Below are 26881 nucleotides of genomic sequence, written 5' to 3'. Positions count from 1 at the left end.
CCTCGAGCTGCTGCACCAGACTCCCGGACCGGTCCGCGTCCCGGCGGCGCGACACCAGCGCCGCATAGGATCCGTCCGTGGGGATCTTCGACAAGTGGCGGCGGCGGAAGCCGGACGACAGCATCGACCAGACCGACTACGACATCCTCGACGAGGTCGAACCCGACGAGCAGATGATCGACGAAACGGTCACCGAGCAGATGCTGCCCGGGTTCCGCCGCTTCGACGACGTCGTCGAGACAGTCGTCGAATGGTACGAGGACGACGTACCGGACGTTGACGACCTCCGCCGCACCGTCCTCGCGCGCACCCGGCTCATCTGGGATGCACGCCGGCAGGAGGAGGCAACCTGGGACTGGCGCAGCAGCCAGTACGACCGTCTCCAGTTCGCCTTCGCGGAGCTCGCCCGTGACGGCTTGGTCACCGGGATGAACCTCGGCGTCGACCAGAGCGACGGGTTCCTGGAAGCGCGTGACCGGCGAACACCGGACCAGACAGCGCCCGACGGACAGCGAGAGTGGGCGTACGTGTTCTTCCATGAGCAGGACACGGACGGGCTCGCCCTGGAACGGTGCGTTCTGCGCCTCGCGTACGGGTCGTTCCGCCCAGCGCCTGACATCGACCCCGACCTGGTCGCGAAGTCGATGCTCTCCACCCGCGGTGAAGCAGCCGTCAACGAACGCTCCCAGCTCACCGCAGGGGAACGGGTCGCCAGCGTCCTCTCCGACCGAGGACTCGACATCGACTGGGACGGCACCCCCAGCAAGCGCATCGGCGTCGTCATCGACCATTGGCGGAAACCGCTGCCGTTCACCGACCTGGACGAAGCCCGCGCGGTGGTCGCCGACGAACGCCTGCGGGTCCTCTGGCCCGGCGAGCGGGGAACCGCCGACGCGACAGCGCTTGACGAAGAGGGTGACCGCTGGCACGTCTGGGCAACCGACGAGAAAGCCGGCGCCTGGTCCGACGGCTCCTGGCACGACGACGTCGGCGACGCACTCGACCGGTTCATCAGCACCGCCCGGTCGAGCCAGCGACGTCCGCTGCGCTAGCTTCGGCGAGCTCGACCAGCAGCACGCCCCCACATCGCAGCAACGCTGACGAGGACGACTGCTCCAGCGATGGTCGCCCACAGCATGCTGTCGGAGAACATGCCGACGATGAGCCACGTCACGACTGCGAACGTCACCGCGATCGCCACCATCCAGTGCCACGGCCACACGTTCGCCTGCGCTCGGGCCTTCCGAGCTGCGGCCAAGGCCGCGACCTGCCAGAGGTCCTCACCATGGATCCCGTAGCGGCCGGCCCACTGCCGCTCGTTGATCCACGAAGGTCTCGGCACCCGAGGCGTCTCCGCCTGACGGTCGACGCGCGCATCCTGCGGAGCCGATGATGCCGCCCGGGTAGGAGCCGGCAACGGGGCCGGTTCGTCACGCGGCAACGAAGACCCGCCGTACATCCATTCACCACCGAGCAGGAACGACCGGCCTGGCTCGTCTGCTGTCGCTGCCCGGTGGAAGTCGGACACCCGACCCTCAGCGGTCCGTCGAGGGTCGTCCCATTGGTCCGCGTCAGCGAGGACGTCGGCGACGTACCGGCTGAGTTCCGTTTCATCGCCCCACGACGCCGTGACCAGCTCGTCGAGTTGCAGTCGGATGACGGGGTTCGTTGTCCGCTCCGCCACCGAGGTGACATCCGAGAGGAACCGGTTCGCGGGCTCAGCGAACTCCGGCCACACGGCGACCACCGCTGGCAGCCGCGTTCGGAACGCCTCAGCAGCGGTGGGCCAGGGCACGACGACATCGGTGAGGCCCGGGCTCTCGTCTTCACCAGCTGCAAGCGCTGCGAGGAGCCGGTCAGCGTGCGCTGCAAACCAGGGTTCGGGAACGAGCCCCATCCACAGGAACGGCAGGAGCCACTGCACTTCCCACTCACCGGTGACCGCGTCCAGGTCGACCTCGCCGGCGCGGACAGCCGGGTCGTCTCCCGCCGTCGTCGACGAAGCGGCCAGCACGTTCAGCGTCACGGAGTTCCCCACGAACCGACCCTATCGACCGGTCGGACGTGGCCGTCGCCACCTCAGACGAACTCGAGTACATCCCCCGGCACCGGCGCCGACACCCCTCTTTCCCGTTGACAGTCCCGACGGGCGCTGGTCGTGGTCCGGCTAGGCCCCGGCGTCGTCGACGACGTCCGCTGCTGTCGGCTCTGCCGTCGTCCTGGTGCGGTCGAGCCGCCACCGTGCGATCGCCGCGGCGATGCCGGCGGCTACGGACGCGATGAGCGGCCACGTCGAGAGGTCGTCCCCATCGTTCATGACGAGGAAGAGCGCGAGGCAGGCTGCCGCGAGCGCGCCGGCGAGCAGGGAGTGTGCGATGGCATGGACGAGGCGGCTCCGGACTCGCATCAGGGCTCGGCCGAGTCCGTGGGAGAAGGGGATGGAGGCGATGCCGCCGATGGCTGCTCCGATGCCGGTGAAGATGAGCGAGGCCGGCACGAAGAGGGAGAGGGCGATGGGGTTCCACCACGCGACGGCGATGACGGTGGCGACCGGCGCGGTGAGGAGCGTCATCCACAACCAGCTCTTGACGATGAGCTCGGTGGTCTCTGCGGAAGTCCACTGTTTCATGCCACCCATCATGCGTCGCGGTCGCTGACGATTCGTCAACGTCATGTCGATCGAGGCCGAACAGTGAGGGTTTCGACACGCTTGATCCGAGGCTGCGCCACCCCGTGGACACCGCAGACACACCGGCGAAGGGATGGCCGATCGTGGACGAGGCAGAGCGTCACGCAGTCACGAGGAATGATCGTGAGCGTTGGCGGTCCGGCCCGTGGTCGGCCAAAGTGAGCACGTGACCGCCCCGTCGACGACCACTGCCCCTCGGCTCGCGCCGCTGTACGCCGCAGGGTTCGTGACCGCCTTCGGGGCAAACAGCATCGCCGCAGCGGTCGGCGGCGAGCACCTCGAACTCGGCCTGACGCTCGCGTGGCTCGGGCTCTTCCTGGCGCTCTACGACGTCGCCGAACTCGTCCTCAAGCCGGTCTTCGGCGCACTGTCCGACCGCATCGGGCCGCGACCGGTGATCGTCGGCGGACTCGTCGTGTTCGCAGCGGCCTCACTCATCGACGTCTTCGGGACCGGACCGTTCTGGCTCGGCCTCGCGCGTCTGCTGCAGGGTGCCGGCGCCTCCGCGTTCTCGCCGGCATCGTCCGCCGCGGTCGCCCGTCTCGTGCCGGCGAACCGTCGGGGGACGTACTTCGGTCGGTACGGCTCGTGGAAGGGTCTCGGCTACGCCGGGGGACCGGTCATCGGTGCACTCGTGGTGCAGTTCGGCAGCACGCAGTGGCTCTTCGGGATCCTCGTCGTGATGGCCCTGGTGACCGCGGTGGCGGTGTTCGTCGCCGTCGAGCCGATCGTGCCCCTGCCCCGGCAGCGGGCCACGCTCGCCGTGATGGTCCGAGCGGCCACGGACCGCCAGTTCCTGATCCCGGTCGTCGTGCTGGCCGTCGGCAGCGCTGCGATCGGCGCGCTGACCGGGATGCTCCCGGCGCTCGGCACCGAGGCCGGCATCCCGCTCCTGGTTTCGACGCTCGCGGTCGCCGTCCTCGCCGTGACGTCGTCGCTCGTGCAGCCCGTCGCCGGTCGACTGCACGACGCCGGGCGCCTCGGTACCGGGGTCGCGGGTGTGGCCGGGACGGCCGCGGTTGCCGCGGCCTTCCTGGTGGTCGCCGTGGCACCCTCGGTGGTGGCCGTCTTCATCGCGGCCCTGCTCGCCGGGGCCGGTGTCGCCACGCTGACGCCCGTTGCGTTCGCGCACCTCGCCGGGACGACTCCGCCGGATCGGTTCGGTCGCACCATGGGCTCCGCGGAGCTCGGGCGCGAGACCGGGGACGCCGTCGGACCGCTCGTCGTCGGTGGTGTCGGCAGCGCGATCGGGCTGCCGTTCGGGTTCGCGGCCTTCGCGGTGGTGGCGCTGGTCGGGACGCTCGTGGCATCGCGGTTGCCGTCGAAGACCGACTCGGCACAGGACGCGTAGGGATCGACGAACCCCATCGGGAGCTACGCGTAGGGGTCAGCGGACACCGTCCCGTACGCATTCGTCCGACGTCGACGATCGCGGTGGGCAGCGCCCCAGCGAGCCACTGCGAGCGCGAGCAGCGCGGCGGACACCCCGGCGAGCAGCCACAACCACGCGTCGTCGTCCTCGATGAGCAGCCGCAGGGCCAGCACCCCGAGCGGTGCCGCGACCAGGATCCGTCGGAGCTCGCGCCAGGACGGCTTCCACAGCGTGGTGAGACCCTTCTTCCACCGACCGACCACGACGTACGCGATCACACATCCCGGGATGCAGAGGCCGAGCCAGTTCACGATCGCCTCGACCCCGTCGTCGTAGAACGGATGCGCCACTTCGCGGAGGACGCCGCCAGCAGCAGCAGCGACGAGCAGCACCCACATGCGCGCTTCCCAGCGGCGAGGGTGCCACCAGGGCGTGCGCCACAACGGCACTCGCTCGCGGACCACCGGCATCGCGGCTCCTCCCCGGTCGGGCGTCCAGCCTATGCGCGACGACGATCGACGACGGGCCCGAGAGTCTGCCGTCCCTGGCGGGGGCACGGCCTTCCGCGTACGGTGTGACGGGAAGAGTCCGACACCGCAGGTCGGTCCGACGAGGGGGCACCATGAGGATCTTGAGCATCGTGGCACGGGGGCTCGGAGCGTTGCTCACGACGGTCGCGAAGACGATCGGCGGGATGCTGGGCGCGAAGCCGTACATCGATTCCCACGCGGCCGAGCTCCTGCCGCGTCGTGAGGACTACCGCCCCTAGGGGCTCGCACCAGGCCACTGGTTGGATGGTCGCATGACTAACGCCCCCGGGACGGCTCCGCACCGGGGCTCGGTCATCTTGCTCTCGGTGTTGGTGATCGCCTCGTGGACGGCCGCCGTCGTGGTGCCGTTGCTCACGCTTCGGCTGCTCCTGGGTGTCGGTGCGCCGCACGACCGGCTGGTGACGATCGGGTTCGCGTCGTTCCTGACCTTCGCCTTACTCGCAGCCGGACTGACCGTGGGACTGGTCATCCTCCGCCGATCGCGCATGGCCGGAGTGCGTCAGCCGTCACCGTAGGATCGTCGTGCCGGATCCGGCACGACGGGGGAGCACCTGATGGAACAGCGCACCGAACAGCGCACACGACCGCGGGTCGTCACGGTCGCCGTGGCGCTCTGGTGGGTTTCCGTCGTCATCAGCCTCGCGGCCGCGGCGCCCGGCATCGTCGTGTCCATGCGCGAAGCCGGCGGCGCGATCATCGGGGCGTCGCTCGGGCTCCTCTTCGTCCTCGCCTGGTCGGCACTGTTCCTGTGGCTTGCGACGCTGATGGGACGAGGCTCCGGGAACGCGCGACTCTGGCTCGCGATCATCGCCGGGCTGACCGCCTGCAGCGCGGTGATCACCATCGCCACCGACGGCATGGACCGGAGCCTCGTCGACGCCGTCTGCATCGTCGTCGCGGCGGTGCTCAGCTACCTGCCGAGCGCACGACCGTTCTTCCCGCGGGGTGCACGGCGTCCTCGAGCAGCCGAACCCCGCACGGTCGGATGGGACCCGACGACGGGTGACCGCATCGTCGAGACGCCTGGAACAGGCGACCGCGCAACCTGACGTGCGCCACGAGCGCCACGAGCGACCGCCGGAGAACGAGCGTTCCCCGTAGTGGGGGTACCGCCGAGGACCGTCGGATGGTTCCATTCAGAGGTCGGCATCCTCCGGGTGCCGGACAGCCACGGACCGTCTTGCGTCGCAGTGAAGGTGGTCACCGCTGGTTACGGTGACCACGAGGTGCCGTCGAGTCGATTCGGGTTCGACACGGCGGCGCCTCCCACACCGGGGGACCGTCCGACCAGGAAGCAGCACCATGCGATCACTCGTCTACACCAGCACCCAGACCCGTCCGATCACGGATTCCGAACTCGCCCAGATCCTGGCGGTCGGCCGCGAGAAGAACACACGACTCGGTGTCACGGGCATGCTCGCGCACCGCGACGACAACTGCATCGGCATCATCGAGGGCGAGGACGACGTCGTCCGGCAGCGCTTCGACCAGGTCCAGGCCGACCCGCGGCACACGAACGTCCGGGTGCTGCTCGACGAGCCGATCGCCCGGCGCTCGTTCCCGGACTGGTCGATGGCGTTCCAGTCGCTCGACCCGCTGATGCAGGACGTTCCCGGGTTCAGCGACCTGTTCACCGCCGGTCGTCCGACCGACCCGGCGTTCGGGGCGTCCCGCGCACGTGCGCTGCTGGACTGGTTCCGGAAGCACCCGCTGGCACCGCTGACGAACCAGAACGCCGCGGACGAGGAAGTCCCGCGCACCCGGGCGATCAACGGCGCCATCGCCGTCCTGCACGACGGTGGACTCTCACGCTTCTCGCTCGAGGACGTCGCGTCTCGGTCGGGGATGGGGCAGGCGGAGATCCTCGAGCTGTTCCCGTCCGAGCCCGCGCTGCTCGCTGCCGCCGTGATGCGGTGGACCCGGGCAGTGTCGGCCCCGCTGCTCCCGCTCGCCGGCGAGAAGGGGACGGTGGCGTTCCTGCACGCGCTGCTCGCGGCCCACGCCGAGGATCCGGCCCTCATGCGCTTGATCGCCGCCACGCTGGCCGTCTCCACCGACCCGTCCACCGACGGTGCCGACTACTACCGGTCGGCCTACCTGCAGTTCCGCGAGACGGTCCGGACCGCGCTGCAGCGAGACGTCCACGCCGGCCGTGAGCCCGCGACCATGGACCCGATCCGCGGCGCGCAGCAGCTCGTCGCACTGTTCGACGGGCTCCGCCTGCAGGCGCTCCTGACGCCGGACACCGACGTCGTCGACGCCTTCGACCGCGCCGCCGCCCGGATGCGGCGCGGTTGGTCCGAGCAGTACGAGGCCGACACCGTCTGGGACCTGTCGGCTCCCGTGGCGGACTGAGCCTCAGCGCACCAGCCGGACCGTCAGCGGGATCGGTCCGAACGCCGACTCCGCGCCGTCGGGCGTGAAGCCGTTCCGCTGGTAGAAGGCGTGTGCCCGAGGATTGTCCGCGGCCACCCACAGCGACGCCGGACGATCGGCGAGCACGTCGTCGAGCAGCGCCTGGCCGGTGCCGGTTCCGTGCGCGCGGGCGAGGACGTACAGCATCGTCAGTTCCTCGGGTCGGGCGGCCTCGGGTCCGGGCGTCGGCTGCACGGCAGCGAAGCCGATGACGCCGGTGTCGTCCAGCGCAACACGCACGCCCCGGCACGTCGAGGGGCCGGCGAGCATCGACCGCCACATGTCGACCCGCCGATCCACGTCGAACCACGGGTTCGTGTCCGAATCGTCGACGAACCGGCCGTAGGTCTCACGCCACGAGGCCGCGTGCACGTGGGCGATCGCCCCGGCATCGTGGACCGTCGCCGATCGGATGGGCATCGCGCCGTCGTGGTTCCCCATGCCGGAAGGCTAGCGATCAGAGCCGCAGGTCCAGGTCGAGGATCCCCGCGCCGCCGAGGAACAGCGGCACGATGATCCCGAACAACGTCAGCGTCGCCCCGATCAGGATCGCCGCGAACGCGATGCCGTCACCCCGCTCACCGGTCAGCCGCACGTCGCGGCGCGCGATGAACCCGACGACGAGACCGCCGATCGGCGCGACGAACGCGAGGGCGATCGCCACCACCGCGAGCAGGCTGAGGGGCGGTAGCGGCACGGCTGCCGATGCGGGGAACCCTGCGGCGTTCGGCGCGGTCTGGTCAGGAGCGAGGTCGGTCACGTCGGTCAGCCTAGGGTCAACGAGGATCCCTCCGCTCACCCCTGACCGAGGTTCGTCACCAGGTTGATGGCCACCGCGATGAGCACCGTTCCGAAGAAGTACGACAGCAGCGCGTGCGGCAACGCCTTCCGCCGGGTCTCACTGTCGTCCGGCTCGACCTCTGGTGCCGCGTACGACATGCCGATCGTGAAGGCGAAGTAGGCAAAGTCGCTGGAGGTCGGTCGCCCGTCCTGCTTGACGTCGAACCCGCCGCCCCGGTGGTCGAGGAAGAAGGTCCGGGCGTACTTCAGGGCGTAGACCGTGTTGACCAACGCCCACGCGACCATCGTGCCGAGCACACCCAGGATGACCGCCGCGACCGAAGCCGGATCTCGCGCCTGGCTGGCTTCGCTCAGCGCCAGCACAACGGCGGCGAGACTCGCGAAACAGGCCACGATGATCGCGTTGTCACTGACCCGTGTCTCGGACTCCTCGCGGGCGAGACGCTCGGTGCCGTCGGCGTCCTGGCGCCAGCACTTGTGCCAGACCTGGACCAGCGCGATCAGGCCGGCCGTGCACCAGGCCGCGAGCGGCCCGAGGGACGGAGTCCCGGTGAGGGTCAACGCGACCCCGACCAGGACCCCGATCCCCACGGTGACGAGCGCCCGGCGCCTGGAGAGAATCCGATCGTTCATCGTCGTGCCCTCATGATCGTTCCTTCCTCCGCTCCGTTGCGTGGTCGGTCATCACATGCCGGGAGTGAAGACGGCGCGGACGCAACCGTCGTCCTTGTTCTTGAACATCTCGTACCCGCGCGGCCCTTGCGACAGTGGCATCACGTGCGTGGCGAGGTGCTCGGTGCTGAGCTCTCCCGCGGCGATGCGGTCGAGGATCATCGGGATGTAGCGGTGCCCGTGCTGCTGGGCGCCGCGGACCGTCATGCCCTTGTTCATGATCGCGCCGAACGGGAACTTGTCGACGAGCCCACCGAAGACCCCGAGCGAGAACAGGCTGCCGCCCTTCCGGCAGGCGTAGATGGCCTCGCGCAGGGCGGTCGGCCGGTCGGTCTGCAACCGAAGCTGCTGCTTGGCCTGGTCGTACAGGTACAGCGGTCCGGTACCGTGCGCTTCCATGCCGACGGCCTCGATGCAGACGTCGGGACCCCGACCGCCGGTGCGTTCCTTGAGTTCCGGGAGCACGGCGTCGCTCGTGTAGTCGAGCATCTCGGCACCGATGTGCTCGCGCACCTGTCGCAGCCGTTCGGGCAGGCGGTCGATCACGATCACCTGCTCGGCGCTGAGGAGCATCGCCGCACGAGCGGCCATCTGGCCCACACCTCCGGCGCCCCACACTGCGACGGTGTCACCCGGGGTGATCCCGGCCAGGTCGGCTCCGGTCCACCCGGTGGGTGCGGCATCGGAGGCGAACAGGGCGGCCGTGTCGGAGACGCCGTCGGGGACCGTGAACGCCCCCTGATCGGCGTAGGGCACGCGGACGTACTCGGCGTGGCTGCCCGCGAACCCGCCGAGCGCGTGGCTGTAGGCGAAGCATCCGCCGATCGACGATCCCCACATCGCCTCGGTCAAGCCCGGGTTCGGGTTGCCGTTGTCGCAGAGTGAGAACTGGCCGTGAGTGCAGTACCAGCACTGCCCGCAGGCGATGAACGAGCAGACGACGACCCGGTCGCCCACCTTGTGCTTCGTGACGGCCGGTCCCGTCTCGACGACCTCGCCCATGAACTCGTGCCCCAGGACGTCACCGGATCGCATGGTCGGGATGTACCCGCCGAGCAGGTGCAGGTCCGACCCGCAGGTGGTGCTCAGACGCACCTTCAGGATCACGTCGTGATCGTTGAGGATCTTCGGGTCCTCCACCGTCTCCACCGCGGTCTCGTTGACCCCGGTCCAACAGAGCGCCTTCACAGCACACCCTCCTCGTTGCTCCGTCTCGTCGCCACGTCCACCAACGCGTCGGTGGGTGTGGCCTTCCGTCGGCCGTGGGGGACCGGATCCACCCGGAGCACCTCGCCGACCTCGATGAGTTGCTTCGCCTCGCGCAGCGCGGCCCGCAACCGGCCTCGTGCATCCGGGGCGCCGCCTCGGAACCGGGCACGGAGCTCGGTGCCGCGATCGCCGGGCGCGGGACGGGCCTCCACCTCGACGTCCTGCCCGAACGCCGTGAGCGGCGCGGGGACTCGTCCGCCTGGCAGCACCGCGTCCCGACCGCGGTTCACCGTGACCGCGTGCCAGCCGGAACGCGGTTCGGCCAGCACCTTCCGTGCGGGCCCGGGTGCGCCGCGTCGGCGGCGCGAGACCACGATGCCGACAGCAGCCGTCACCATCGCAGCGGCGGCGAGGTTCCGGGCCCTCATCGTGGTGTCCCAGCGAAGAGTCGGTCAGCAGCGGGCGCGTTCGCGCCCCACCGCCGGGGGTTCGTGTGTTCCATCGCGGCCTCCTTGAGTCGCATCGGTGCGGATCACGGGACAGGAGCGACGACCGTGCGATCGTGCCGGTCGGGACCACGGAGTCGCTCCTGTCGATCCACCATGAGCGTGGCTGCCCTGACGCCGTCCCGGGATTGTCCGTGATGCGCTGACCGTTCAACGGCGGGGATGTCGGTCGCCGGTGAAGGCCGCGGCTCCCGGTGATCGACGCGCCCGTCGCGGTGGCCGACGAGGTCGCGGTGTTCGTCGCGAAGCGCGCCGAGCGCGCCGAGCGCTCCGGGCTGACGACCGACCGATCGGAGTGCTGTGGCAGGTGACGGCAGCGAGACGGACGGGAGGCCCGGTTCCAGCCGGCACCGGCCCTCCCGTCCGTCCCGGGGTCGCGTCGCAGAGCCGCACCGTCAGTGCCCGACGCTGCCCGCGCTCGCTCAGGGTCCTCGGACGGTTCAGTCGTGCCGGTACTCTTACGTCGGGTCGGGGCGTTCACGATCCCCGACCCAGAAGCCGAGGCTCCTGCCGCCGCAGGACGATGGTGCTGCCCCCGTCCGGCGTCAGGGTCCAGGTCCCGACCGGGTCGGCCATCGGCTCGAAGAACGACGACGAACAGCCCGTCGCCGTGAGCAGCGTCGCCGCAGCCAGCACTGCGGCCGTCGGCCACGTGGTGCGCATCGCACCCCCTCGCTTGCCCCCGACGTCGAGCCCACGGGTCGATGCCGCTGGTCGCCGTCCGCGTGACGCTGCCGATCGCACCGGTACCGTTGCATCCGTGAACGACGACCCCGATGCCGCCATCGCCCAGCACGTCCACGACGCCTGGGACGGTTCCCTGCGCCTGGTGCACATCACGATCTCGGACGAGGACGGTGACGCCTACCCCGGGCAGGACGTCGACCGGTGGGTGATCGACGTCCGCGTCCCGATCACCGACGACGACGAGACCGAGGCGGTCTCCGTCGCCGAGGTCACCGCGTTCACGAGCCGGGCGCCGGAGTCGCTCGAGGCGCTGGTGCTCGGCTACCAGGTCTCCGACGTCGCCGGGGCGTTCGCCTCCGCCGTCGCTGCGCAGGACGCGACCGGCGAGACGTTCTTCTCGCTGCAGACCCACGCAGCCGAGATGCTCGGCAAGCCCGACCTGCTCGCCGTCGACCGACTCACGGTCCGCCCGGCGTACCGGCAGCTGCCCGGACTGGTGCCGGCGATCGTCGACGCCGTCCGCCACGGACCGGCCGGGCGCACCGCATCGTGGGTGCTCGCCGACCCGACGGCGTGGGACGTGCCGTTCGGCGAGGACGACCGGTCGGCCGGTGCGTTCGTCCAGTGGGCGGACACCGTGGTGTTCACGTCGATGAACGCGGCGCCGGACGACCTGGAACGCCTGTCGCTGGTGCCACCGACCGGGGGCATCGTGATGGGGTCCCGGGCGGACGAGGTGCACCTCGGCGACGCCATCGACCATGCGATGACGCAGCCGGCGATCGCGGTGCCCTTCGACCTGCCACCGAAGCTCCCCGCCAGCATCTGGGCCGCCGCGCCCGAGGACGTCCACGGCGTGCACCCCGACGAGACCACGGGGTCGATCACGGTCGAGACCCACGACGAACAGCTCGAGGTCGTCGGTTCGCCGGGCACCGCACCGCAGCTCGTGGGGATCTCGGCATCGGCCGGCCCCGCGACCCAGGAGTGGCTCCGCACCGTGCACCAGCGCTGGTGGCAGTACGAGCCGGACCTGCACGCCCGCATCCACGACGTCGTCGACGAGTACCTGTCCACCGGACACATCGAGTCGGCGTCGGACGAGCTCGCCGGGCACCTGCACGCACCCGACCTGCCGCCGTACCGGACGGAGTGGCCGGGTACCGGCACCGTCCTGCTCGAGGAACTCGGTGAGGACACCGAGCCCATCGTCTTCGACGCCGTGCTCGAGGACGGCACCCGGCACGAGCACATCGGCGTGGTCGTCGTGCACGAGTCCGGACACGTCCGCGCGTTCCTGCACGACGAGTGGGAGCCCGGGTTCCCGGCGGCGGAGGCCGCGGTCGCGCACCTCATCAGCCTGGGTGCCGGCGAGTTCTTCGCGGACGCCCTGCACGACGAGCTGTCAGCGGGTGTCGAGCACGCGATCCTGACGGGCGACGTCCGCGGTCACTGACCGGGCCGCCCTGGGTCGGTTCAGACCGGGCGGTAGATCGCGATCGGCGGGGTGTCGTCGGTGCCGGCGTCGTGGGCGTCGCCCGTCGCGAGCCAGGTGCGGCCCTCGTGCTCGATCGTGGTCGGCAGGTCGCCGTGCACCAGGATCCGGATGGCGGGGGCGTCGCCGTCGACCAGGTCGACGCCGTGGGCCTCGGTCCCGCCCGGGTTGTCGTGCACGTAGCTCATGGTCCGATCGAACTCCGTCGACCTGACGGACCGCCCGCGCCGCGCCGGACACGCCGGGAACCAGGGTGGAACCGGTGATGCCGCCCGTCATCGGGTAGAGTCATCTCCGCACGGCCAGCACGGCGTGTGAATGCGGATGTGGCGCAGTGGTAGCGCATCACCTTGCCAAGGTGAGGGTCGCGAGTTCGAATCTCGTCATCCGCTCAGAACAGGAAGACCGGAACCCCCGTCGCTCGGAAGAGCGGCGGGGGTTCCGTCGTTGCGGGGCGTCGCAGTGCCGAAGGCGTGGGGGCCCAGCGGGCGCAGGCTTCGGGTACCCGCGCCCACCGGGCGCGGAGGCGACCCTGCCCCCACTGGCACGCACCGGGTGGGTGGCCCGGCGCAGTTCCGAGGATGTATCCGGAGCCGCCCCCCGTTCGGGTGGGGACCGGATCCAGGGTTGCGGGAACCCGCAAGAACCCCGCACGACCCGCCGTGCGAGCCTTGTGCTACTCGATGCCGTCCGGTATCGACGCCGACATCGTGCGGGCGCCGGGCAACCCCACCCACCGCCGGGCTCCGGACTCGACGACCGTGACGAGCACCGTGTCGCACCCGCGGCAGCGCGCCACCGACCCCATCGCGGTGCGGTGGACGGTGGTCTGCCCGAGCACCCCGAGCGACCCGCACCCGGCGCACCGCAGGGCGACCACGGTCGGCTCGGGCCCCAGACTGTCGGCCAGCGTCCCCGCGAGAGCGTTGCCGTCCACGACGACCATCAGGTGCCCCCGAACCGTTCGGCGCGGACGTCACCGGTGTCGTGCCCGAGCTCGGTGAGCCAGCGCAGCACCTGCTCGACGAACGGCGTCGACCCGCACACGTAGACCAGGGCACCAGCGTCCGGCGGGAACACCGCCGCAGCGAGCGCGTCCCGCGTCAGCCGTCCGGCCGGCACGGTCGAGCCAGGAGGCGCGGTGCGGCTGTACACGTGGGTCACCTCGAGCGGTGCCCGGCTCGTGAGCGCCTGGTCGAGTTCCGCACGGAAGAACACGTCGTCCGGCGTGCGGACGGCTGCGAGGAGCCGGAAGGGCGCCGGGTCGTCCGCCTCGGCGTGGGCGGTCACCATCGCGACGAGCGGCACGATGCCGGAGCCGCCGGCGATGAGCTGCACGGGCCTGGTGGACTCGCCCGGCCGCCAGACGAACCAGCCGCCCAGGGGTCCGTGGACATCGAGCGCGTCGCCGACCTCGACAGCGTCGACGAGGAACGGGGAGACCTCGCCGCCGTCCACGCGGTCGACCGCGAGCACGACATCGGTCGTGGGGCCGGCCGACGCGATGGAGTACGAGCGCTGGGCCTGGTAGCCGTCCTCGGCGGTCAGCCGCAGGTCCAGGTGCTGCCCGGGGTCGTTGCCCGGCCAGGTGGGGACGTCGAGGACGATCCGGCGCGCGTTCGTCGTCTCGCGGACGACGGACGCGACGGTGGCGGCGTGCCAGGCCGGCCGCCTGCGTGCGGCGGGTCGCGTGGCGGGGGTGATCCGTGCCTCCAGGCCGGTGTCGGGGAGCGTCACCAGTACCGCTCTTCCTTCCACGGGTCGCCGTGCAGGTTGTAGCCCGCGTTCTCCCAGAAGCCGGGCTCGTCGTCGGACTGCATGACGATGCCGCGCACCCACTTGGCGCTCTTCCAGAAGTACAGGTGGGGGACCAGCAGGCGGGCCGGCCCGCCGTGCTCGGGCGTCAGGGGCGCACCGTCGGCCTCGAACGCGATCCAGGACTTGCCGTCGAGCAGCTCGTCGAGCGGCACGTTGGTCGTGTAGCCGCCGTGGCTGTGCACCATGCAGTAGTCGAGCTCGGTCTCGACGTCCTCGAACAGGCGGTCGAGCGGGACGCCCCGCCACGGCATGTCGAGCTTGGTCCAGTGCGTGACGCAGTGGATGTCAACGGTGACGTCCTCGACGCCGAGCGCGTGCACCTCGTCCCAGGTCCACTGGTGCAGGCCGGACTCGGTGCGGATCGAGAAGGCCCAGTCGGTCGGCTCGATGTCGGGTGTCGCGCCGGCGGACAGGACGGGCCAGTCACGGACCAGGGTCTGCCCGGGCGGGATGCGGGTTTCGTCGCGGTCGGCACGGCGACCGCCGAACCCGCGGGTGAACGTGGCCATGGTCCTCCTCGGGGACGTCGGTGCGTTCCCGATCATGCCGCGTGCCGGAGCGCGCCGTGTAACGGGTTGGTAAACGTTCCACCCGTGCACGGAACGGTCGTCCTCGGGGGCGGATCCGCACCGGTCCGCCGTTCCCGGCGCCCCTGGTCCCGCCTCGACCGCCGGGAGCGGGCTTGGGGGATCGGCCGGGGACCTCTATCGTTCACCGGAACGATTACAGGAGGGGTCACCCCGAATGCAGCCCATCGTCCCCGAACCCCGAGGCGCCCACGGTCCGAGCCGTCGGGCGCTCATCGCCGGCGCCGCCGGTCTGGCCGGCCTCGGCCTGCTCACGCTCGCCGGGTGCAGCTCCGGCGCGTCCGCCGGCACCCCCACGATCCCCGAGACCGCAGCCACCGGTGTCGCACGCCGCGGCGGGCGCCTGCGCATCGCCCGGCCGGCGGCCTCGGCCGCCGAGACCCTCGACTCCGCCAGCTCGCTGTCGGCCTACGAGTACCTCGGTGCGCTGTACAACCGGCTCGTCAAGCTCGACCAGCAGGGCACACCGGTGCCGGACCTGGCCGAGGAGTGGTCCGCGAACGCCGACGGCACCGAGTGGACCTTCGCGCTCCGCCGTGGCGTGACCTTCCACGACGGCTCCCGCTTCACCGCCGACGACGCCATCGCGAGCATCCGGCACATCCTCGACGAGAAGACCGGCAGCCCGCAGGCCGGCGTGCTCGGCGAGGTCATGGACGCCGACTCGATGCGCGCCGTCGACCCGTACACGCTCCGCTTCTCGCTGACGAAGCCGAACGCCGAGTTCCCCTCGCTGCTCACCGCGTACCAGTGCTACATCGTGCCGGCAGACGCCGTCGCCGACATCGGTCGCACCGGGATCGGGACGGGGCCGTTCCGGCTGTCGTCCTTCACCCCGGCCGGCGCGGGCAGCGTCGAGGCGTTCCCGGACCACTTCGCCGGCCGCCCGGCACTCGACGGCATCGACTTCTACTCGATCCAGGACACCACGGCGCGGGTGAACGCCCTGCTCGCCGGGCAGATCGACCTCATCTCGCAGACGAACCTGGACTTCGCGACCGCCCGGGTGGTGTCGGCGTCCGGCCGGGCCACCGTCGCCCGGTCGAAGAACGCCCAGTGGTACACGATCCCGATGCTCGCCACGAGCGACGAGTTCAGCGACCCACGGGTGCGCCAGGCGATGAAGCTCGCCTACGACCCCCGGAAGATCGTCGACACGGCGCTGCAGGGGACCGGTTCGGCGGGCTGGGACAACCCCGTGCCGCCGCAGCTCGCCGCGTTCGTCGACGACCACCGCGAGTACGACCCGGACAAGGCCCGGGCGTTGCTCAAGCAGGCCGGGCGTGCGGACTTCCGCGCCGAGATCTACACGTCGAGCTACGAGTCGGTGTTCACCCCGATGGCCGTGGCCTACCGGGACGCCGTCGCCGACGCGGGCATCCGCCTGACCGTCCGCAACGCGAGCTCCGACTCGTACTACACGCAGATCTGGATGCAGAAGCCGCTCATGGTGAGCTACTGGTTCACGGGGCGGCCGATCGACCAGCTGCTCAACCAGATCTTCCGCTCGGGCTCGTCGTACAACGAGAGCGCGTGGTCGAACGAGACCTTCGACGGGCTGCTCGACGACGCCCGAGCCGAGATGGACGACGCCAAGCGGCTCACCCTGTACCAGGACGCCCAGCGGCTCGTCGTCGAGCAGGGAGCGGACATGACGCCGATGTTCGGCGACCGGCTCGTGGGGTTGTCCCGCGACGTCGTGAACTACTCGGAGTACGGCTTCGAGTTCGACTACCTGCGGATCGGACTGCGCCGATGACGACCACGAACACACCGTCGGACGTCCTCGTCCCCGTCCTCCGCCGGGTCGGCATCGCCCTGCTGACCGTGGTGCTGGCCTCGCTCTTCGTGTTCCTGGCGGTGCAGGCGCTCCCCGGTGACGTCGCCCAACAGCTGCTCGGGCAGAACGCCACCCCCGACGCCGTCAAGCAACTCCGCGAGACGCTCGGCCTCGACCAGAACGTCTGGCTCCGCTACCTGCAGTGGCTCGGCGGCGCCGTGCACGGCGACTTCGGCACCTCGCTCGTCAGCGGCGAACCGGTCGCCCCGACCCTGTTCACGGCGTTCCGGAACAGCATGCTCATCGCCGTGCCCGCGATGCTCGTCGGCGTCACGGTGTCCCTGACGCTCGGTGTCGTCGCCGGTGTCCGCCGCGGCCGTCCGAGCGACAGGGTCATCTCGATCGTCAGCCTGGTCGTGATGAGCGTGCCGGAGTTCATGGTCGCCACCGTCCTGGTGCTGCTGTTCGCGATCGGCCTGCCGGTCTTCCCCGCCGTCGTGCTGCGGGGGAGCGACGCCACCGTCGCCGAGCTGCTGCCCACGATCTGGCTGCCGATCATCGTGCTGACGCTCGCGATGGCCGCCTACATCGTGCGGACGGCCCGCTCGTCGACCATCGACGTGATGGCGTCGGAGTTCGTCACGACGGCCGAGCTCAAGGGCCTGACCATGCGCCGAGTGGTCTGGAAGCACGCGGTGCCGAGCGCCCTGCTGCCGACGCTCAACGTCGTCGCGCTCAACGTCGCGTGGCTGCTCGGCGGTGTCGTGGTGGTCGAGAACGTCTTCAACTACCCGGGCATGGGCAAGCTCATGCTCGAGTCGGTGTTCAACCGCGACCTGCCCACGATCGAGGCGATCGCCCTGCTGAGCGCCCTGATCTACGTCGTGTGCAACCTGGCCGCCGACCTCGTCGCGCTCGCACTCGACCCGAAGCTGCGGACCCGCCAGCGGCGCCCGCGCACGCGCACCCGCAGCGCCCGCAGCACCAGGAAGGCCGCCGCATGACCGCCACCGCACCCCGCCGCCGCACCGGACGCGACGTCCTCGCCGGCGCGCTCGCACCCCTGCGCGGGTCGACGGCGCTGAGCATCGGGCTCGGCCTCATCGCCCTGCACGTCGTCCTCGCCCTGCTCGCACCGGTCATCGCCGGACACGACCCGGTCGCCACGAACGCCGGCGACGTGCTCGCCGGTCCGACGTGGACGCACTGGCTCGGCACCGACCAGTACGGGCGCGATGTGCTCTCCCGCACCCTGAACGGCGGCCGGTACGCGCTGTCGGTGACGTTCCTCGCCACCACGATCGCCGTCGCGGTCGGCACCGTGCTCGGCTGCGTCACGGCGTACGCCGACAACTGGTTCGACGAGGTCGTCATGCGCGTCGTCGACGCCCTGCTCAGTGTGCCGTCGATCCTGGCGCTCCTGGTCGTCGTCACGGTGTTCGACGCCGGCCTGTGGGTCATCGTCCTCGCCGTCACCGTCGTCTACGCCCCCGCGGTGACCCGGGTCGTCCGCGGCGCCGCCCGCACCGTGATCACCCAGGACTACGTCACCGCGGCACGTGCCCGGGGCGAGCGACCGCTGTCGATCGTGTTCCGCGAGATCCTGCCGAACGTGCTCGACGTCGTGCTCGTCGAGTACGCGATGCGGGCCTCGTGGATCGTGCTGCTCGTCGCGTCGCTGTCCTTCCTGGGCTTCGGCGCGAACCCCCCGAACCCGGACTGGGGCCTGATGGTGCAGGAGAACCGCACCGCGCTCACCGTGGTGCCGCTCGGCACCCTCGCCCCGATCGTGGCACTCGCCACGCTGGTGATCGGACTGAACCTCGCGGCCGACGGCCTGAGCAAGTCGCTCGGTGTCGACCGCGCCAAGCAGGGAGTCAGCGCATGACCCGCACCGACACCGGTTCGACGTCCGCAGCGACAGCGACCGTGCCCGACGCGATCGTCCGCGTGGACGACCTGTCCATCTCGTACGCCGCCGGCAAGCGACGCGTCTCCGTCGTCCGGGGAGTCTCGTTCGTGATCGAGGCCGGTCGCACCCTGGGCCTGGTCGGCGAGTCCGGCAGCGGCAAGTCCACCGTCGCGCGGACGCTGCTCGCGCACCTGCGGGCCGGGTCGGCGATCGACGGCGGGACGGTCCGCGTCGACGGCGCCGACGTGTTCGCCCTGTCGCCGGCCGGCCGCCGGGCGCTCCGCGGCGGCACCGCCTCGGTCGTCGCCCAGAACGCCGGCCAGGCGCTCACCCCGTCGATGCGCGTCGGGGAGCAGATCCGCGAAGCCCTCCGCGCGCACGGCGAGCCCGACGGGCCCGAACGCGTCGCCGAGCTGGTCCGGCTGGTCCGGCTGCCGGACCCCGACGCGATCGTCCGCCGGTACCCGCACCAGCTGTCCGGTGGGCAGCAGCAGCGCATCGCCATCGCGATGGCCGTCGCCGCCCGGCCGCGCGTGCTCGTCCTCGACGAACCGACCACCGCCCTCGACGTCGTCACGCAGGCTGCGGTCCTCGACCTGGTCGCCGACCTCGGCGAGCAGCTCGGCATGGCCGTCCTGCTCGTCAGCCACGACCTCGGGGTCGTGTCCGCCATGGCGGACGAGATCGCCGTGATGCGTGCCGGCGAGGTCGTCGAGCACGCCGCCACGGCGGCGCTCTTCGCCGCGCCGCAGCACGAGTACACGCGCGCCCTGCTGGCCGCGGTACCGGACGGGCGACGGCCGGGAGGAGCGGGCCACGTGCCCGACGACGCGACCGTCCCGGGGACGGTCGGCTCCACGGCGACTCGCACCGCGCCTCCCGAGCGTGCAGCCCGCCCCGTGGTGACCGCCGACGACCTGGTGATCCGCTACGGCCGCGGCCTGCCGGCCGCCGTCGACGGCGTCTCGTTCACCATCGCCGCACACGAGACGCTCGCCGTCGTCGGCGAGTCCGGCAGCGGCAAGTCGACACTGGCGACGGCGCTGGCCGGGCTGGTGCCCGCCGAGTCGGGGACCTTCACCTACGACGACGGCACGACGAGCGGTGACCTGCGCGTGCCGATCGCCGGTCGTGCGGCCGACCTGCGGCGCGCGGTGCAGCTCGTGTTCCAGAACGCGGACACGTCGCTCAACCCGCGGCGCACCGTGGGCGCCGCGATCGCACGGCCACTCCGGTTGTTCAGCGGCTCGTCCTCTCGAGAGCGGGTCGGGACGCTCCTGACGCAGGTCGGGCTCGGGCCGGAGTTCGCCGACCGACTGCCCGCGCAGCTGTCCGGCGGGCAGCGGCAGCGCGTCGGGATCGCGCGCGCACTGGCAGCGGAGCCGTCGCTCGTGATCGCCGACGAGATCACCACCGCGCTCGACGTGCAGGTGCAGGCGGGGATCCTCGCGCTGCTGGCCGACCTGCAGCGCGAGCGGGGCCTCGCCTGCCTGTTCATCAGCCACGACCTCGCCGTGGTGCGGGGCGTGGCCGACCGGGTCGCGGTGATGACCGGCGGCCGGATCGTCGAGACCGGACCGACCGAACGCGTGTTCACCGGCCCGAACCACCCGTACACGTCGACGCTGCTCGCGGCGACGCTCGAACCCGGCAGCACGACCCTGCCCGACGTCGGTGACGGGGTACCGCGCTGGCGGCACGCCGACGGCTGGACCGACCACGGCGACGGACACCGCACCCGCAACTGGGAGGACGCATGACCACCGACGACGGCACCCACAACGGCACCGCCGCCGCCACCTTCACCGCGATCGGCGACCCCGGCTCGCTGCCCGCGGGCGTGACGGTCCGCGACGAGTGGATCCCGATGCCCGACGGCGTGCGGCTGCACGCTCGGATATGGGCCCCGGCGCAGTCGCAGCCCGGGGCGCCGAGCGACCCGACCCCGGTGCTGCTCGAGTACCTGCCGTACCGGCTCGACGACTGGACCGCGCCGCGCGACTCGGAGCGGCACCCCTGGTACGCCCAGCACGGGTACGCCTCGGTCCGCGTGGACATCCGCGGGACCGGCTCGTCCGACGGGTTCTTCGACGACGAGTACAGCGAGCAGGAGCTGCTCGACGGCGAGTCCGTGATCGCGTGGCTCGCCGAGCAACCGTGGTCGACCGGTGCGGTCGGCATGTTCGGCATCTCGTGGGGCGGCTTCAACGCGCTGCAGCTCGCGGCCCGGGCACCCGCCGCGCTCAAGGCCATCGTGACCGTCTGCTCGACCGACGACCGGTACGACAACGACGTGCACTACGTCGGCGGCGCCGTGCTCGGCATCGACATGGCGGCCTGGGGTGCGACGATGTTCGCCTTCAACTCCCGGCCGCCCCGGCCCGAGGTCGTCGGCTCCGGCTGGGTCGACCGCTGGCGGGAACGGCTCGAGGCGAACCGACCGATGACGCCGGTGTGGCTGGCGCACCAGGAGCGCGACGACTACTGGCGGCACGGCAGCGCGGCCGAGGACTACGACGGCATCCGCGCCGCGGTGCTCGCCGTCGGTGGCTGGGCGGACCCCTACCGGGACGCCGTGCTCCGGCTCGTCGACCACGTCAGCGCCCCGGTGAAGGGCATCGTCGGCCCGTGGTCGCACCAGTACCCGGACCGTGGGCTGGCGCCGGGTCCGTCGATCGGGTTCCTGCAGGAGACCCTGCGCTGGTGGGACCGCTGGCTGCTCGGGGTGGACACCGGTGTCGAGGACGACCCCGCACTGCGGGCCTGGATCAACGAGGGCGAGGCCCCAGCGCCGTACTACGCCGGTCGCCGCGGTCGCTGGATCGGTGCCGAGGCATGGCCCTCCGCCGCGACCCACGAACGTGTCCTGCCCCTCGCCGCACTCCGGGGCGGGAACCTCGGGCCCGTCGTCGTGCGGTCCCCGCAGCACACCGGGATGGACGCAGGCCGGTTCTTCCCGTTCGGCAACGCCACCGACCTGCCGCCGGACCAGCGCGCCGAGGACGGCCGGTCGGTCACCTTCGACCTGCCCGTCGGCAAGGCGTTCGACCTGCTCGGCAACGTGCTCGTGCGGTTGTCCGTCACGAGCGACCAGCCCCGGGCCACCCTGACCGTCCGGCTCTGCGACGTCGCCCCGGACGGCTCGTCGACGCTCGTCACCCGCGGGGTGCTGAACGCCGCGAAACGCGACGGCATGGACCGCGACGACGTGCTCGTGCCCGGGACGCCGGCCGAGCTGCCCGTGCGCCTGGTCTCGACCGGCCACCGGTTCGCCGCCGGACACCGGCTGCGCATCGCCGTCTCGTCGTCCTACTGGCCGTGGGTGTGGCCGCACGGCGTCGAGGCCACGGTGACGATCGACCCGACCGCCTCGAGCGTGACCCTGCCCACCTGGACCCGGACGACCGACGACGGCGTGGCCTTCGCCGAGCCCGAACGGTCCGAGCCCCTGGTGATCGAGCGCGTCGCCCCCGCCGATCCGCTGCCGCAGCGCACGGTGACGCACGACGTCGAGACGGGGGAGTGGACGCTCGACGTCGACCCCGGGTACGGCGGCGGGCGGGTCTACCCGGACGGCCTGGTGTTCACTGAGGACGCCCGTGAGACCTACCGGATCCGCTCCGACGACCCGACCAGCGCACGGGCGAGTTCCCGCTGGGCGATCGGGCTGACGAAGCCCGCGTGGGCCGCGCGCCTCGAGACCACGTCCGAGGTCACCGCCGACGCCGACGCCTTCCACGTCGTCAACACCGTGCGCGCCTGGGCCCGCGACGGCGGACCCGACGAACCCGAGGTGCTCGTCACCGAGCGCACCTTCGTCGACGACGTGCCGAGGACCTCGGCGTGACCGCGGCAGCACGGGTGCGGCAGCGGCCGGAGGTCCGACGCGCGATGATCGTCGAGGCCGCCCGCGCGGTGATCGTCCGGAACGGCGTCGGTGCCACGGGACTCCGGGACATCGCGGCCGAGGCAGGGGTCTCCGTCGGCACCGTGACGTACCACTTCGGCAGCGTCGCGGAGATCCTCAACGAGGTCGTGGTGCTCGAGACGGAGCGCTTCTACGGCGCGATCGTCACGGCCGTCGACGCCGAACCCGACGTGCTGGTGGGACTCCGGATGCTCGTGGCGCCGCTGTTCGGCGACACCGAGCAGGTCCGGCAGCACTGGCGGATCTGGTCCGACTACTGGACCGCGGTGGTGCGTCGGCCCGAGGTCGCCGCCGAGTACGCCGAACGGATCCGCGTCTGGGAGGCTTGCCTGGTGCGGGTCATCCGGCGCGGGGTGGACGCCGGCGTGTTCGGGGGCGCACGCGACAGCACGGGGAGCACCGACCCGGTCGACGCCGACACCGTCGCCCTGCAGCTCGCCGCGTACAGCGACGGCGTCGCGACGCAGATCGCCCAGGGCGTGCCTGGCCTCACCAACACGGTCGCCCTGTCGTGGATGTGGCGGTTCCTGTCGCACGAACTCAGTGTGCCCGCTGTGGACATCGCCGGAACCGGCCGTTCCCCCTTGTGATGAGGTAAGGCTTCCCTTACCGTGGGCACATGGCACGGACCCGGCGACAGCCCAGCGAACGCATCCTCATCGCGGGCGGTGCCGAAGACCTGGTCGAGATCCACCGCCAGCTCGCGGAACTCCCCGAGAACGCGTACGGACAGGTCTTCGTCGAGGTCGCCCTCGCCGAGCAGATCCGCCTGCTGCCGGCCCCGCCGCGCGTCACCGTGACGTGGCTGGTCCGGAGCGCCCGCAGCTCGGCCGTCGCCCCGCTGGTCTTCGCCGACCACGGTGAAGCGCTGGCACACGCCCTGACCGGGTGGGCCGCCGAGTGGTGCGTGACGGACTGCGAGCCCCGCACCTCGGTCTGGATCGGGTGCGCCGACAGCCCGTGGATCGAGCGCGCACGGTCCATGGTGCAGCTCGAACTCACCGACGCCGGCCAGCAGGTCCAGGTCGAGTACGGCGGGTAAGGGCAGCCTGCTCTTCCTTGCGGTGTGCAAAAGACGGGGGCATGGTTGTCCCATGACCACGCAGAGCACGACCACCACGAGCACCACGTCCCCGTTCTCGACCACGCCGGAGCTCGCTGCCGGGGTCGCCCAGTTCCTCGCCCCCGTCGTCATCGACCTCGAGGCACTCGTCGTCAACGGCAAGCAGGCGCACTGGCACGTCCGTGGCCGCAACTTCGTCGGCGTGCACGAGCTCCTCGACGAGATCGTCGAGCACGCGCAGGACTACGCGGACAAGGCTGCGGAGCGCATCGTCGCCCTCGGCCTGCCGGTCGACTCGCGCATCGCGACCGTCGCAGCGAACACCACCCTGCCGCCGCTGTCGCAGGGCTTCCAGAACTCCGACGTCACCGTCACCGAGGTGATCGCCCAGATCGACGCGGCACTGCTGCAGGTCCGCCGTGCCGTCGACGGCCTCGACGAGGTCGACCTCAACAGCCAGGACGTCGCGATCGAGATCGAGCGCGCACTGACCAAGGACCGCTGGTTCCTGCAGGCGCACCTCGCCGCCTGAGTCGCGACCACAGCGCTGACGGGAGGCCCGGTGCCAGCTGGCACCGGGCCTCCCGTCCGTCTGCGGTCGCGTCCCGCGCCCGCACATCACGCCGACGGCGTGACCAACCCGCTCTCGTAGGCCAGCACGACGGCGTGCACCCGGTCCCGCAGCTGCAGCTTCGCCAGGACCCGACCGACGTGGGTCTTCACGGTCTGCTCGGCGATGAACAGCTCCGCCGCGATCTCGCCGTTCGACCGCCCCCGCGCCATCAGCAGGAACACGTCACGCTCACGGTCGGTCAGCACGTCGAGCACCTCGGTCCGGGGTGCCGCCGGCTGCGGACCGGCGACGAACGCCTCCACCAGGTGCCGGGTCACCCGCGGAGCGAGCAGGGAGTCGCCGGCCGCCACGGTCCGGACGGCCTGCACGAGCTCCTCGGCGCTGGCGTCCTTGAGCAGGAACCCGCTCGCCCCGGCACGGAGCGCGTCGAACACGTAGTCGTCGATGTCGAACGTCGTGAGCATCACCACGCGGACCGGCGACGCCGTGGGCGCCGCGGTGATCCGGCGGGTCGCCTCGATGCCGTCGAGTTCCGGCATCCGCACGTCCATCAGGATCACGTCGGGCCGCAGCACGGTCACCATCGCGACCGCTTCGGCGCCGTTCGCTGCCTCGCCGACGACGTCGACGTCGTCCTGGGCCTGGAGGATCGCCCGCAGTCCGACACGGAACATCTGCTGGTCGTCCACCACCATCACCCGCGTCATCGCGATCCTCCTTCGGCCGTCGGCTGCGACGTGGTCGCGGTGGGCTGGGCGGGCAGGCTGACCGCGACGCGGAAGCCGCCGTCCGGGTCCGGTCCGTGGTCGATGGTGCCGCCCAGCGCGGCGACCCGCTCGCGCATGCCCGCCAGACCGAAGCCGCCGTCGTCCGGCGGCGCACCGGCCACGCTGCCGGCCGGGGGTGCGGTGTTGGCGACCTCGACCGTGAGGGCCGACCCGTGCCTGTCGACCGTCACGACGGTTGCCGCACCGGGCGCGTGCCGGGCCACGTTGCCGAGCGCCTCCTGCACGACCCGGTACACGGTGAGCTGCGCGAGCCGCCCGACGTGGTCGATGTCGTCGTCGTCGGCGAGGCTGAGGTCGTCGCCGAGGCGGAGCTCGACGGGGATGCCGGCCGCGCGGGTGGCCTGCACCAGTGCCGGCAGGTCGGCGAGCCGCGGCTGCGGCGCACGCTCGGCGTCGGCGTCGGCGCGCAGGGTGCCGAGCAGCTGCCGCATCTCCCGCAGGGCCGTGCGCGACGTCTCGGCGATCGCCGCGAACTCCGCTCGGGCCGCGGGCGGCAGGTCGGCCACGCGGTACGGGGCGGACTCGGCCTGCATGTGCACGACGGACATGCTGTGTGCGACGACGTCGTGCAGTTCACGGGCGATCCGGGAGCGTTCCTCGACCGTCCGGCGCCGCGCCTGCTCGAGCTCGGTGTCGCGGCGGGCCGCTGCGAGTTCCTCGCGCACGGACCGGCGCTGCCCGATGACGACCGCCGCGGCGGCCAGGACGAGGGTGTCGCCGGCGCTCACCACGAAGCTCGTCGCCCAGACGTCGACCTGACCCCACCGGCCGGGCGTCACACCGATGAGCACCAGGGGGAGCAGCGTCGCCGCGACCCAGACCACGGCGGTCAGCCGCCAGGTGGTGCGGACGCCCAGCACCACGAGCAACAGGCTGAGTCCGATGATGCTCGTCACCGAGATCGGCCAGGGTCCGACGGACCCGTCCGCCGTCAGGACCCCGAGGCCGGCGAGGGCGGCGAGGTGCACGACCGACGCGGTCCGGGGGAAGAGGGGCGCGAGGCCGATGCTCGCCGACAGCACGGCGGTGACGAGCAGGGCGAGCGGCACCGGGACGCCGTCGTGTACGGCGGTGACCGGGGCCGCGACGGCGAACAGGGAGACCGCGACGAGCACGAACCCGATCCGGAGCGCCAGGGTGCCCCGGGTCGGTCGGTCGGGCCGGGGTGGATCGGGGACGATGGTCACAGGCGGGCGATCTCTCCGGTTCGGGCGAGGCGAGGTGCGGGGGAGGGGGACGACGACTGCACGGCCTTCGTGACGGCCTTCGTCGAAGCCATCGTGGCAGGCTTCGTCGCCGTCGGGGTGCTCGGGGTGCTCGGGGTGCTCGGGGCTGCTGCTCGGGCTTCGGCACGTGCGTCGCGCCTGCGGCTGATGCTCCCGAGCAACCGGTCGACGACGACCCCGAGCCCGGCGGCGACCACCATCGACACCAGGGCCGCGACGATGGGTTCGTGCAGCACGCTCGATGCGGCCAGCGCGATCCCGATCGACACCGCCGACCACGCGAGCCCCGCGATCGCGCTGATCGCGAGGAACCGGCGGTAGGGCAGGCCGGTGGCACCGGCCGTCATGTTGACCGCGACCCGGCCGACGGGGATGAAACGACCGGTCAGGATGAGGCTGGCGGACCGGCGCTGCATCTGCCGTTCCGCGAAGGCGAACGCCGCCGCGATCCGTGGTCGCTTCGACCGGGCCAACCGGGCGAACCCGATCCGGCGGCCGATCCAGTACGCGATCGAGTCCCCCGCGATCGCACCGAGGGCGGCGGCGACGAGCACCACCGCGAGCACGGGCTGCCCCGACGTCGCGGCGATCGCGGCGACCGCGACCAGGGCGGACTCGCTCGGCACCGGCGGGAAGAAGCCGTCGAGCAGGCACAGGGCGAACAGGATGACGTAGACGAGCGGACTCGCGGCCAACTCGACGACGAGCGGGGTGATCTGGTCGAACACGGGGTGTTCCCTCCCGCCGACGGCGTTCGTCGACGAGGACGACGCTACGGAGCCGCGGCGCCGCTGCCATCCCGCTGCGG

31 protein-coding genes and 1 tRNA gene are annotated in these 26881 nt (G+C 71.6%); 16 read left to right on the top strand and 16 right to left on the bottom strand.

Annotation, left to right across the window (positions count from 1 at the left end):
- Positions 1–77: 77 nt before the first annotated feature.
- Positions 78–1052, top strand: coding sequence for a DUF6891 domain-containing protein (locus tag BOSE127_RS04300; RefSeq protein ID WP_159556316.1), 975 nt, complete (start codon positions 78–80; stop codon positions 1050–1052).
- Here the strand turns inward: BOSE127_RS04300 and BOSE127_RS04295 are convergent.
- Both BOSE127_RS04295 and BOSE127_RS04290 read right to left on the bottom strand, forming a co-directional pair.
- Positions 1049–2038 carry a hypothetical protein gene (locus tag BOSE127_RS04295; RefSeq protein WP_159556314.1) on the bottom strand — a complete coding sequence of 330 codons (990 nt, stop codon included), beginning with the start codon at positions 2036–2038 and terminating at the stop codon, positions 1049–1051. The genes BOSE127_RS04300 and BOSE127_RS04295 overlap by 4 nt on opposite strands.
- A 129-nt stretch (positions 2039–2167) precedes the next feature.
- On the bottom strand, positions 2168–2629 hold the full coding sequence (locus tag BOSE127_RS04290) for a hypothetical protein (protein ID WP_152427273.1): 462 nt from the start codon (positions 2627–2629) through the stop codon (positions 2168–2170).
- A 226-nt stretch (positions 2630–2855) separates the two neighbouring features.
- Between BOSE127_RS04290 and BOSE127_RS04285 the strand changes: the two genes are divergently transcribed.
- A complete protein-coding gene (locus BOSE127_RS04285) occupies positions 2856–4040 on the top strand; it encodes an MFS transporter (protein WP_040419775.1) in 1185 nt (394 codons plus the stop codon).
- Between the two features lie 23 nt (positions 4041–4063).
- Here the strand turns inward: BOSE127_RS04285 and BOSE127_RS04280 are convergent, their stop codons facing one another.
- On the bottom strand, positions 4064–4459 hold the full coding sequence (locus BOSE127_RS04280; RefSeq protein WP_042537128.1) for a hypothetical protein: 396 nt from the start codon (positions 4457–4459) through the stop codon (positions 4064–4066).
- A 233-nt stretch (positions 4460–4692) separates the two neighbouring features.
- Here BOSE127_RS04280 and BOSE127_RS04275 point away from each other — a divergent pair, with 233 nt between their 5' ends.
- The 4 genes from BOSE127_RS04275 (at position 4693) to BOSE127_RS04260 (ending at position 6967) form a co-directional block, all read left to right on the top strand.
- Positions 4693–4830, top strand: a complete 138-nt coding sequence (locus BOSE127_RS04275) for a hypothetical protein (protein WP_156155266.1) — start codon at positions 4693–4695, stop codon at positions 4828–4830.
- Positions 4831–4863: 33 nt separating this feature from the next.
- Entirely contained in the window at positions 4864–5127 is a 264-nt protein-coding gene (locus BOSE127_RS04270; RefSeq protein ID WP_042537130.1) for a hypothetical protein, read from the top strand.
- Positions 5128–5166: 39 nt separating this feature from the next.
- Entirely contained in the window at positions 5167–5661 is a 495-nt protein-coding gene (locus BOSE127_RS04265; RefSeq protein ID WP_159556312.1) for a hypothetical protein, read from the top strand.
- Between the two features lie 253 nt (positions 5662–5914).
- Complete coding sequence (locus tag BOSE127_RS04260; protein WP_052481622.1) at positions 5915–6967, top strand: BLUF domain-containing protein; 1053 nt, start codon at positions 5915–5917, stop codon at positions 6965–6967.
- A gap of 3 nt (positions 6968–6970) precedes the next feature.
- Here the strand turns inward: BOSE127_RS04260 and BOSE127_RS04255 are convergent, their stop codons facing one another.
- From BOSE127_RS04255 to BOSE127_RS04230, 6 genes are all read right to left on the bottom strand, one after another.
- The gene (locus BOSE127_RS04255; RefSeq protein ID WP_159556310.1) at positions 6971–7468 is read right to left on the bottom strand and encodes a GNAT family N-acetyltransferase; all 498 of its coding nucleotides are present in this window, start codon (positions 7466–7468) and stop codon (positions 6971–6973) included.
- Between the two features lie 16 nt (positions 7469–7484).
- On the bottom strand, positions 7485–7787 hold the full coding sequence (locus BOSE127_RS04250; protein WP_017887409.1) for a DUF4190 domain-containing protein: 303 nt from the start codon (positions 7785–7787) through the stop codon (positions 7485–7487).
- A gap of 35 nt (positions 7788–7822) precedes the next feature.
- Positions 7823–8461, bottom strand: a complete 639-nt coding sequence (locus tag BOSE127_RS04245) for a DUF1345 domain-containing protein (protein WP_159556308.1) — start codon at positions 8459–8461, stop codon at positions 7823–7825.
- Positions 8462–8512: 51 nt separating this feature from the next.
- A complete protein-coding gene (locus tag BOSE127_RS04240) occupies positions 8513–9688 on the bottom strand; it encodes a zinc-dependent alcohol dehydrogenase (protein WP_042537138.1) in 1176 nt (391 codons plus the stop codon).
- Positions 9685–10137 carry a hypothetical protein gene (locus BOSE127_RS04235; protein ID WP_071250770.1) on the bottom strand — a complete coding sequence of 151 codons (453 nt, stop codon included), beginning with the start codon at positions 10135–10137 and terminating at the stop codon, positions 9685–9687. The genes BOSE127_RS04240 and BOSE127_RS04235 overlap by 4 nt, the downstream gene beginning before the upstream one ends.
- A 555-nt stretch (positions 10138–10692) precedes the next feature.
- Positions 10693–10878: a hypothetical protein gene (locus BOSE127_RS04230; RefSeq protein WP_140448043.1), complete on the bottom strand. Its 186-nt coding sequence runs from the start codon at positions 10876–10878 to the stop codon at positions 10693–10695.
- A gap of 97 nt (positions 10879–10975) precedes the next feature.
- On the opposite strand from BOSE127_RS04230, the gene BOSE127_RS04225 reads away from it, so the two are divergent.
- On the top strand, positions 10976–12358 hold the full coding sequence (locus tag BOSE127_RS04225) for a hypothetical protein (protein ID WP_159556306.1): 1383 nt from the start codon (positions 10976–10978) through the stop codon (positions 12356–12358).
- A gap of 20 nt (positions 12359–12378) precedes the next feature.
- Here the strand turns inward: BOSE127_RS04225 and BOSE127_RS04220 are convergent, their stop codons facing one another.
- Complete coding sequence (locus BOSE127_RS04220; protein WP_017887403.1) at positions 12379–12585, bottom strand: hypothetical protein; 207 nt, start codon at positions 12583–12585, stop codon at positions 12379–12381.
- Positions 12586–12717: 132 nt separating this feature from the next.
- Here BOSE127_RS04220 and BOSE127_RS04215 point away from each other — a divergent pair.
- Positions 12718–12789 (top strand) — tRNA-Gly (locus BOSE127_RS04215).
- 284 nt (positions 12790–13073) lie between these two features.
- Here BOSE127_RS04215 and BOSE127_RS04210 read toward each other — a convergent pair.
- The 3 genes from BOSE127_RS04210 to BOSE127_RS04200 are packed head-to-tail and all read right to left on the bottom strand — an operon-like array spanning position 13074 to position 14724.
- Positions 13074–13343 (bottom strand): DUF6510 family protein, encoded by a 270-nt coding sequence (locus tag BOSE127_RS04210; protein ID WP_159556304.1) that lies wholly within the window; start codon positions 13341–13343, stop codon positions 13074–13076.
- On the bottom strand, positions 13343–14134 hold the full coding sequence (locus BOSE127_RS04205) for a ferredoxin reductase (RefSeq protein WP_159556302.1): 792 nt from the start codon (positions 14132–14134) through the stop codon (positions 13343–13345). Before BOSE127_RS04205 ends, BOSE127_RS04210 begins: the two co-directional genes overlap by 1 nt.
- On the bottom strand, positions 14131–14724 hold the full coding sequence (locus BOSE127_RS04200; RefSeq protein ID WP_159556300.1) for a molybdopterin-dependent oxidoreductase: 594 nt from the start codon (positions 14722–14724) through the stop codon (positions 14131–14133). The genes BOSE127_RS04205 and BOSE127_RS04200 overlap by 4 nt, the downstream gene beginning before the upstream one ends.
- Before the next feature lie 235 nt (positions 14725–14959).
- Between BOSE127_RS04200 and BOSE127_RS04195 the strand changes: the two genes are divergently transcribed.
- The 8 genes from BOSE127_RS04195 to BOSE127_RS04160 are packed head-to-tail and all read left to right on the top strand — an operon-like array spanning position 14960 to position 24017.
- On the top strand, positions 14960–16561 hold the full coding sequence (locus tag BOSE127_RS04195) for an ABC transporter substrate-binding protein (protein ID WP_071250763.1): 1602 nt from the start codon (positions 14960–14962) through the stop codon (positions 16559–16561).
- Positions 16558–17586 (top strand): ABC transporter permease, encoded by a 1029-nt coding sequence (locus tag BOSE127_RS04190; RefSeq protein WP_159556298.1) that lies wholly within the window; start codon positions 16558–16560, stop codon positions 17584–17586. Before BOSE127_RS04195 ends, BOSE127_RS04190 begins: the two co-directional genes overlap by 4 nt.
- Positions 17583–18470, top strand: coding sequence for an ABC transporter permease (locus BOSE127_RS04185; protein ID WP_159556296.1), 888 nt, complete (start codon positions 17583–17585; stop codon positions 18468–18470). Before BOSE127_RS04190 ends, BOSE127_RS04185 begins: the two co-directional genes overlap by 4 nt.
- Entirely contained in the window at positions 18467–20254 is a 1788-nt protein-coding gene (locus BOSE127_RS04180) for a dipeptide ABC transporter ATP-binding protein (RefSeq protein WP_159556294.1), read from the top strand. Before BOSE127_RS04185 ends, BOSE127_RS04180 begins: the two co-directional genes overlap by 4 nt.
- Positions 20251–22341 carry a CocE/NonD family hydrolase gene (locus tag BOSE127_RS04175; RefSeq protein ID WP_159556292.1) on the top strand — a complete coding sequence of 697 codons (2091 nt, stop codon included), beginning with the start codon at positions 20251–20253 and terminating at the stop codon, positions 22339–22341. Before BOSE127_RS04180 ends, BOSE127_RS04175 begins: the two co-directional genes overlap by 4 nt.
- A complete protein-coding gene (locus BOSE127_RS04170; RefSeq protein ID WP_159556290.1) occupies positions 22338–23012 on the top strand; it encodes a TetR/AcrR family transcriptional regulator in 675 nt (224 codons plus the stop codon). Before BOSE127_RS04175 ends, BOSE127_RS04170 begins: the two co-directional genes overlap by 4 nt.
- A 29-nt stretch (positions 23013–23041) precedes the next feature.
- Complete coding sequence (locus tag BOSE127_RS04165) at positions 23042–23464, top strand: SIP domain-containing protein (protein ID WP_017887393.1); 423 nt, start codon at positions 23042–23044, stop codon at positions 23462–23464.
- Between the two features lie 52 nt (positions 23465–23516).
- Positions 23517–24017 (top strand): Dps family protein, encoded by a 501-nt coding sequence (locus BOSE127_RS04160; RefSeq protein ID WP_056068605.1) that lies wholly within the window; start codon positions 23517–23519, stop codon positions 24015–24017.
- An 86-nt stretch (positions 24018–24103) separates the two neighbouring features.
- On the opposite strand, the gene BOSE127_RS04155 is transcribed toward BOSE127_RS04160, so the two are convergent.
- From BOSE127_RS04155 to BOSE127_RS04145, 3 genes are read right to left on the bottom strand one after another with little or no spacing between them, the layout of a single operon-like run.
- Positions 24104–24766, bottom strand: coding sequence for a response regulator (locus tag BOSE127_RS04155; protein ID WP_042537158.1), 663 nt, complete (start codon positions 24764–24766; stop codon positions 24104–24106).
- The gene (locus BOSE127_RS04150; RefSeq protein WP_159556288.1) at positions 24763–26034 is read right to left on the bottom strand and encodes a sensor histidine kinase; all 1272 of its coding nucleotides are present in this window, start codon (positions 26032–26034) and stop codon (positions 24763–24765) included. The genes BOSE127_RS04155 and BOSE127_RS04150 overlap by 4 nt, the downstream gene beginning before the upstream one ends.
- Positions 26031–26801, bottom strand: a complete 771-nt coding sequence (locus BOSE127_RS04145; RefSeq protein WP_159556286.1) for a DedA family protein — start codon at positions 26799–26801, stop codon at positions 26031–26033. The genes BOSE127_RS04150 and BOSE127_RS04145 overlap by 4 nt, the downstream gene beginning before the upstream one ends.
- Between the last annotated feature and the right edge of the window lie 80 nt (positions 26802–26881).

Source organism: Curtobacterium sp. 8I-2, from assembly GCF_902506155.1.
Lineage (GTDB): Bacteria > Actinomycetota > Actinomycetes > Actinomycetales > Microbacteriaceae > Curtobacterium > Curtobacterium poinsettiae.
This window is presented reverse-complemented; position numbering and strand designations above follow the sequence as displayed.

What these genes read in the sequence shown, in the direction of transcription:
- BOSE127_RS04245 (WP_159556308.1), bottom strand. Translation starts at nt 8,461, where the DNA reads ATGAACGATCGGATTCTCTCCAGGCGCCGGGCGCTCGTCACCGTGGGG.
- BOSE127_RS04265 (WP_159556312.1), top strand. Translation starts at nt 5,167, where the DNA reads ATGGAACAGCGCACCGAACAGCGCACACGACCGCGGGTCGTCACGGTC.
- BOSE127_RS04155 (WP_042537158.1), bottom strand. Translation starts at nt 24,766, where the DNA reads ATGACGCGGGTGATGGTGGTGGACGACCAGCAGATGTTCCGTGTCGGA.
- BOSE127_RS04280 (WP_042537128.1), bottom strand. Translation starts at nt 4,459, where the DNA reads ATGTGGGTGCTGCTCGTCGCTGCTGCTGCTGGCGGCGTCCTCCGCGAA.
- BOSE127_RS04165 (WP_017887393.1), top strand. Translation starts at nt 23,042, where the DNA reads ATGGCACGGACCCGGCGACAGCCCAGCGAACGCATCCTCATCGCGGGC.
- BOSE127_RS04220 (WP_017887403.1), bottom strand. Translation starts at nt 12,585, where the DNA reads ATGAGCTACGTGCACGACAACCCGGGCGGGACCGAGGCCCACGGCGTC.
- BOSE127_RS04260 (WP_052481622.1), top strand. Translation starts at nt 5,915, where the DNA reads ATGCGATCACTCGTCTACACCAGCACCCAGACCCGTCCGATCACGGAT.
- BOSE127_RS04160 (WP_056068605.1), top strand. Translation starts at nt 23,517, where the DNA reads ATGACCACGCAGAGCACGACCACCACGAGCACCACGTCCCCGTTCTCG.
- BOSE127_RS04190 (WP_159556298.1), top strand. Translation starts at nt 16,558, where the DNA reads ATGACGACCACGAACACACCGTCGGACGTCCTCGTCCCCGTCCTCCGC.
- BOSE127_RS04175 (WP_159556292.1), top strand. Translation starts at nt 20,251, where the DNA reads ATGACCACCGACGACGGCACCCACAACGGCACCGCCGCCGCCACCTTC.
- BOSE127_RS04255 (WP_159556310.1), bottom strand. Translation starts at nt 7,468, where the DNA reads ATGGGGAACCACGACGGCGCGATGCCCATCCGATCGGCGACGGTCCAC.
- BOSE127_RS04200 (WP_159556300.1), bottom strand. Translation starts at nt 14,724, where the DNA reads ATGGCCACGTTCACCCGCGGGTTCGGCGGTCGCCGTGCCGACCGCGAC.
- BOSE127_RS04180 (WP_159556294.1), top strand. Translation starts at nt 18,467, where the DNA reads ATGACCCGCACCGACACCGGTTCGACGTCCGCAGCGACAGCGACCGTG.
- BOSE127_RS04185 (WP_159556296.1), top strand. Translation starts at nt 17,583, where the DNA reads ATGACCGCCACCGCACCCCGCCGCCGCACCGGACGCGACGTCCTCGCC.
- BOSE127_RS04290 (WP_152427273.1), bottom strand. Translation starts at nt 2,629, where the DNA reads ATGAAACAGTGGACTTCCGCAGAGACCACCGAGCTCATCGTCAAGAGC.
- BOSE127_RS04270 (WP_042537130.1), top strand. Translation starts at nt 4,864, where the DNA reads ATGACTAACGCCCCCGGGACGGCTCCGCACCGGGGCTCGGTCATCTTG.
- BOSE127_RS04210 (WP_159556304.1), bottom strand. Translation starts at nt 13,343, where the DNA reads ATGGTCGTCGTGGACGGCAACGCTCTCGCGGGGACGCTGGCCGACAGT.
- BOSE127_RS04195 (WP_071250763.1), top strand. Translation starts at nt 14,960, where the DNA reads ATGCAGCCCATCGTCCCCGAACCCCGAGGCGCCCACGGTCCGAGCCGT.
- BOSE127_RS04235 (WP_071250770.1), bottom strand. Translation starts at nt 10,137, where the DNA reads ATGAGGGCCCGGAACCTCGCCGCCGCTGCGATGGTGACGGCTGCTGTC.
- BOSE127_RS04230 (WP_140448043.1), bottom strand. Translation starts at nt 10,878, where the DNA reads ATGCGCACCACGTGGCCGACGGCCGCAGTGCTGGCTGCGGCGACGCTG.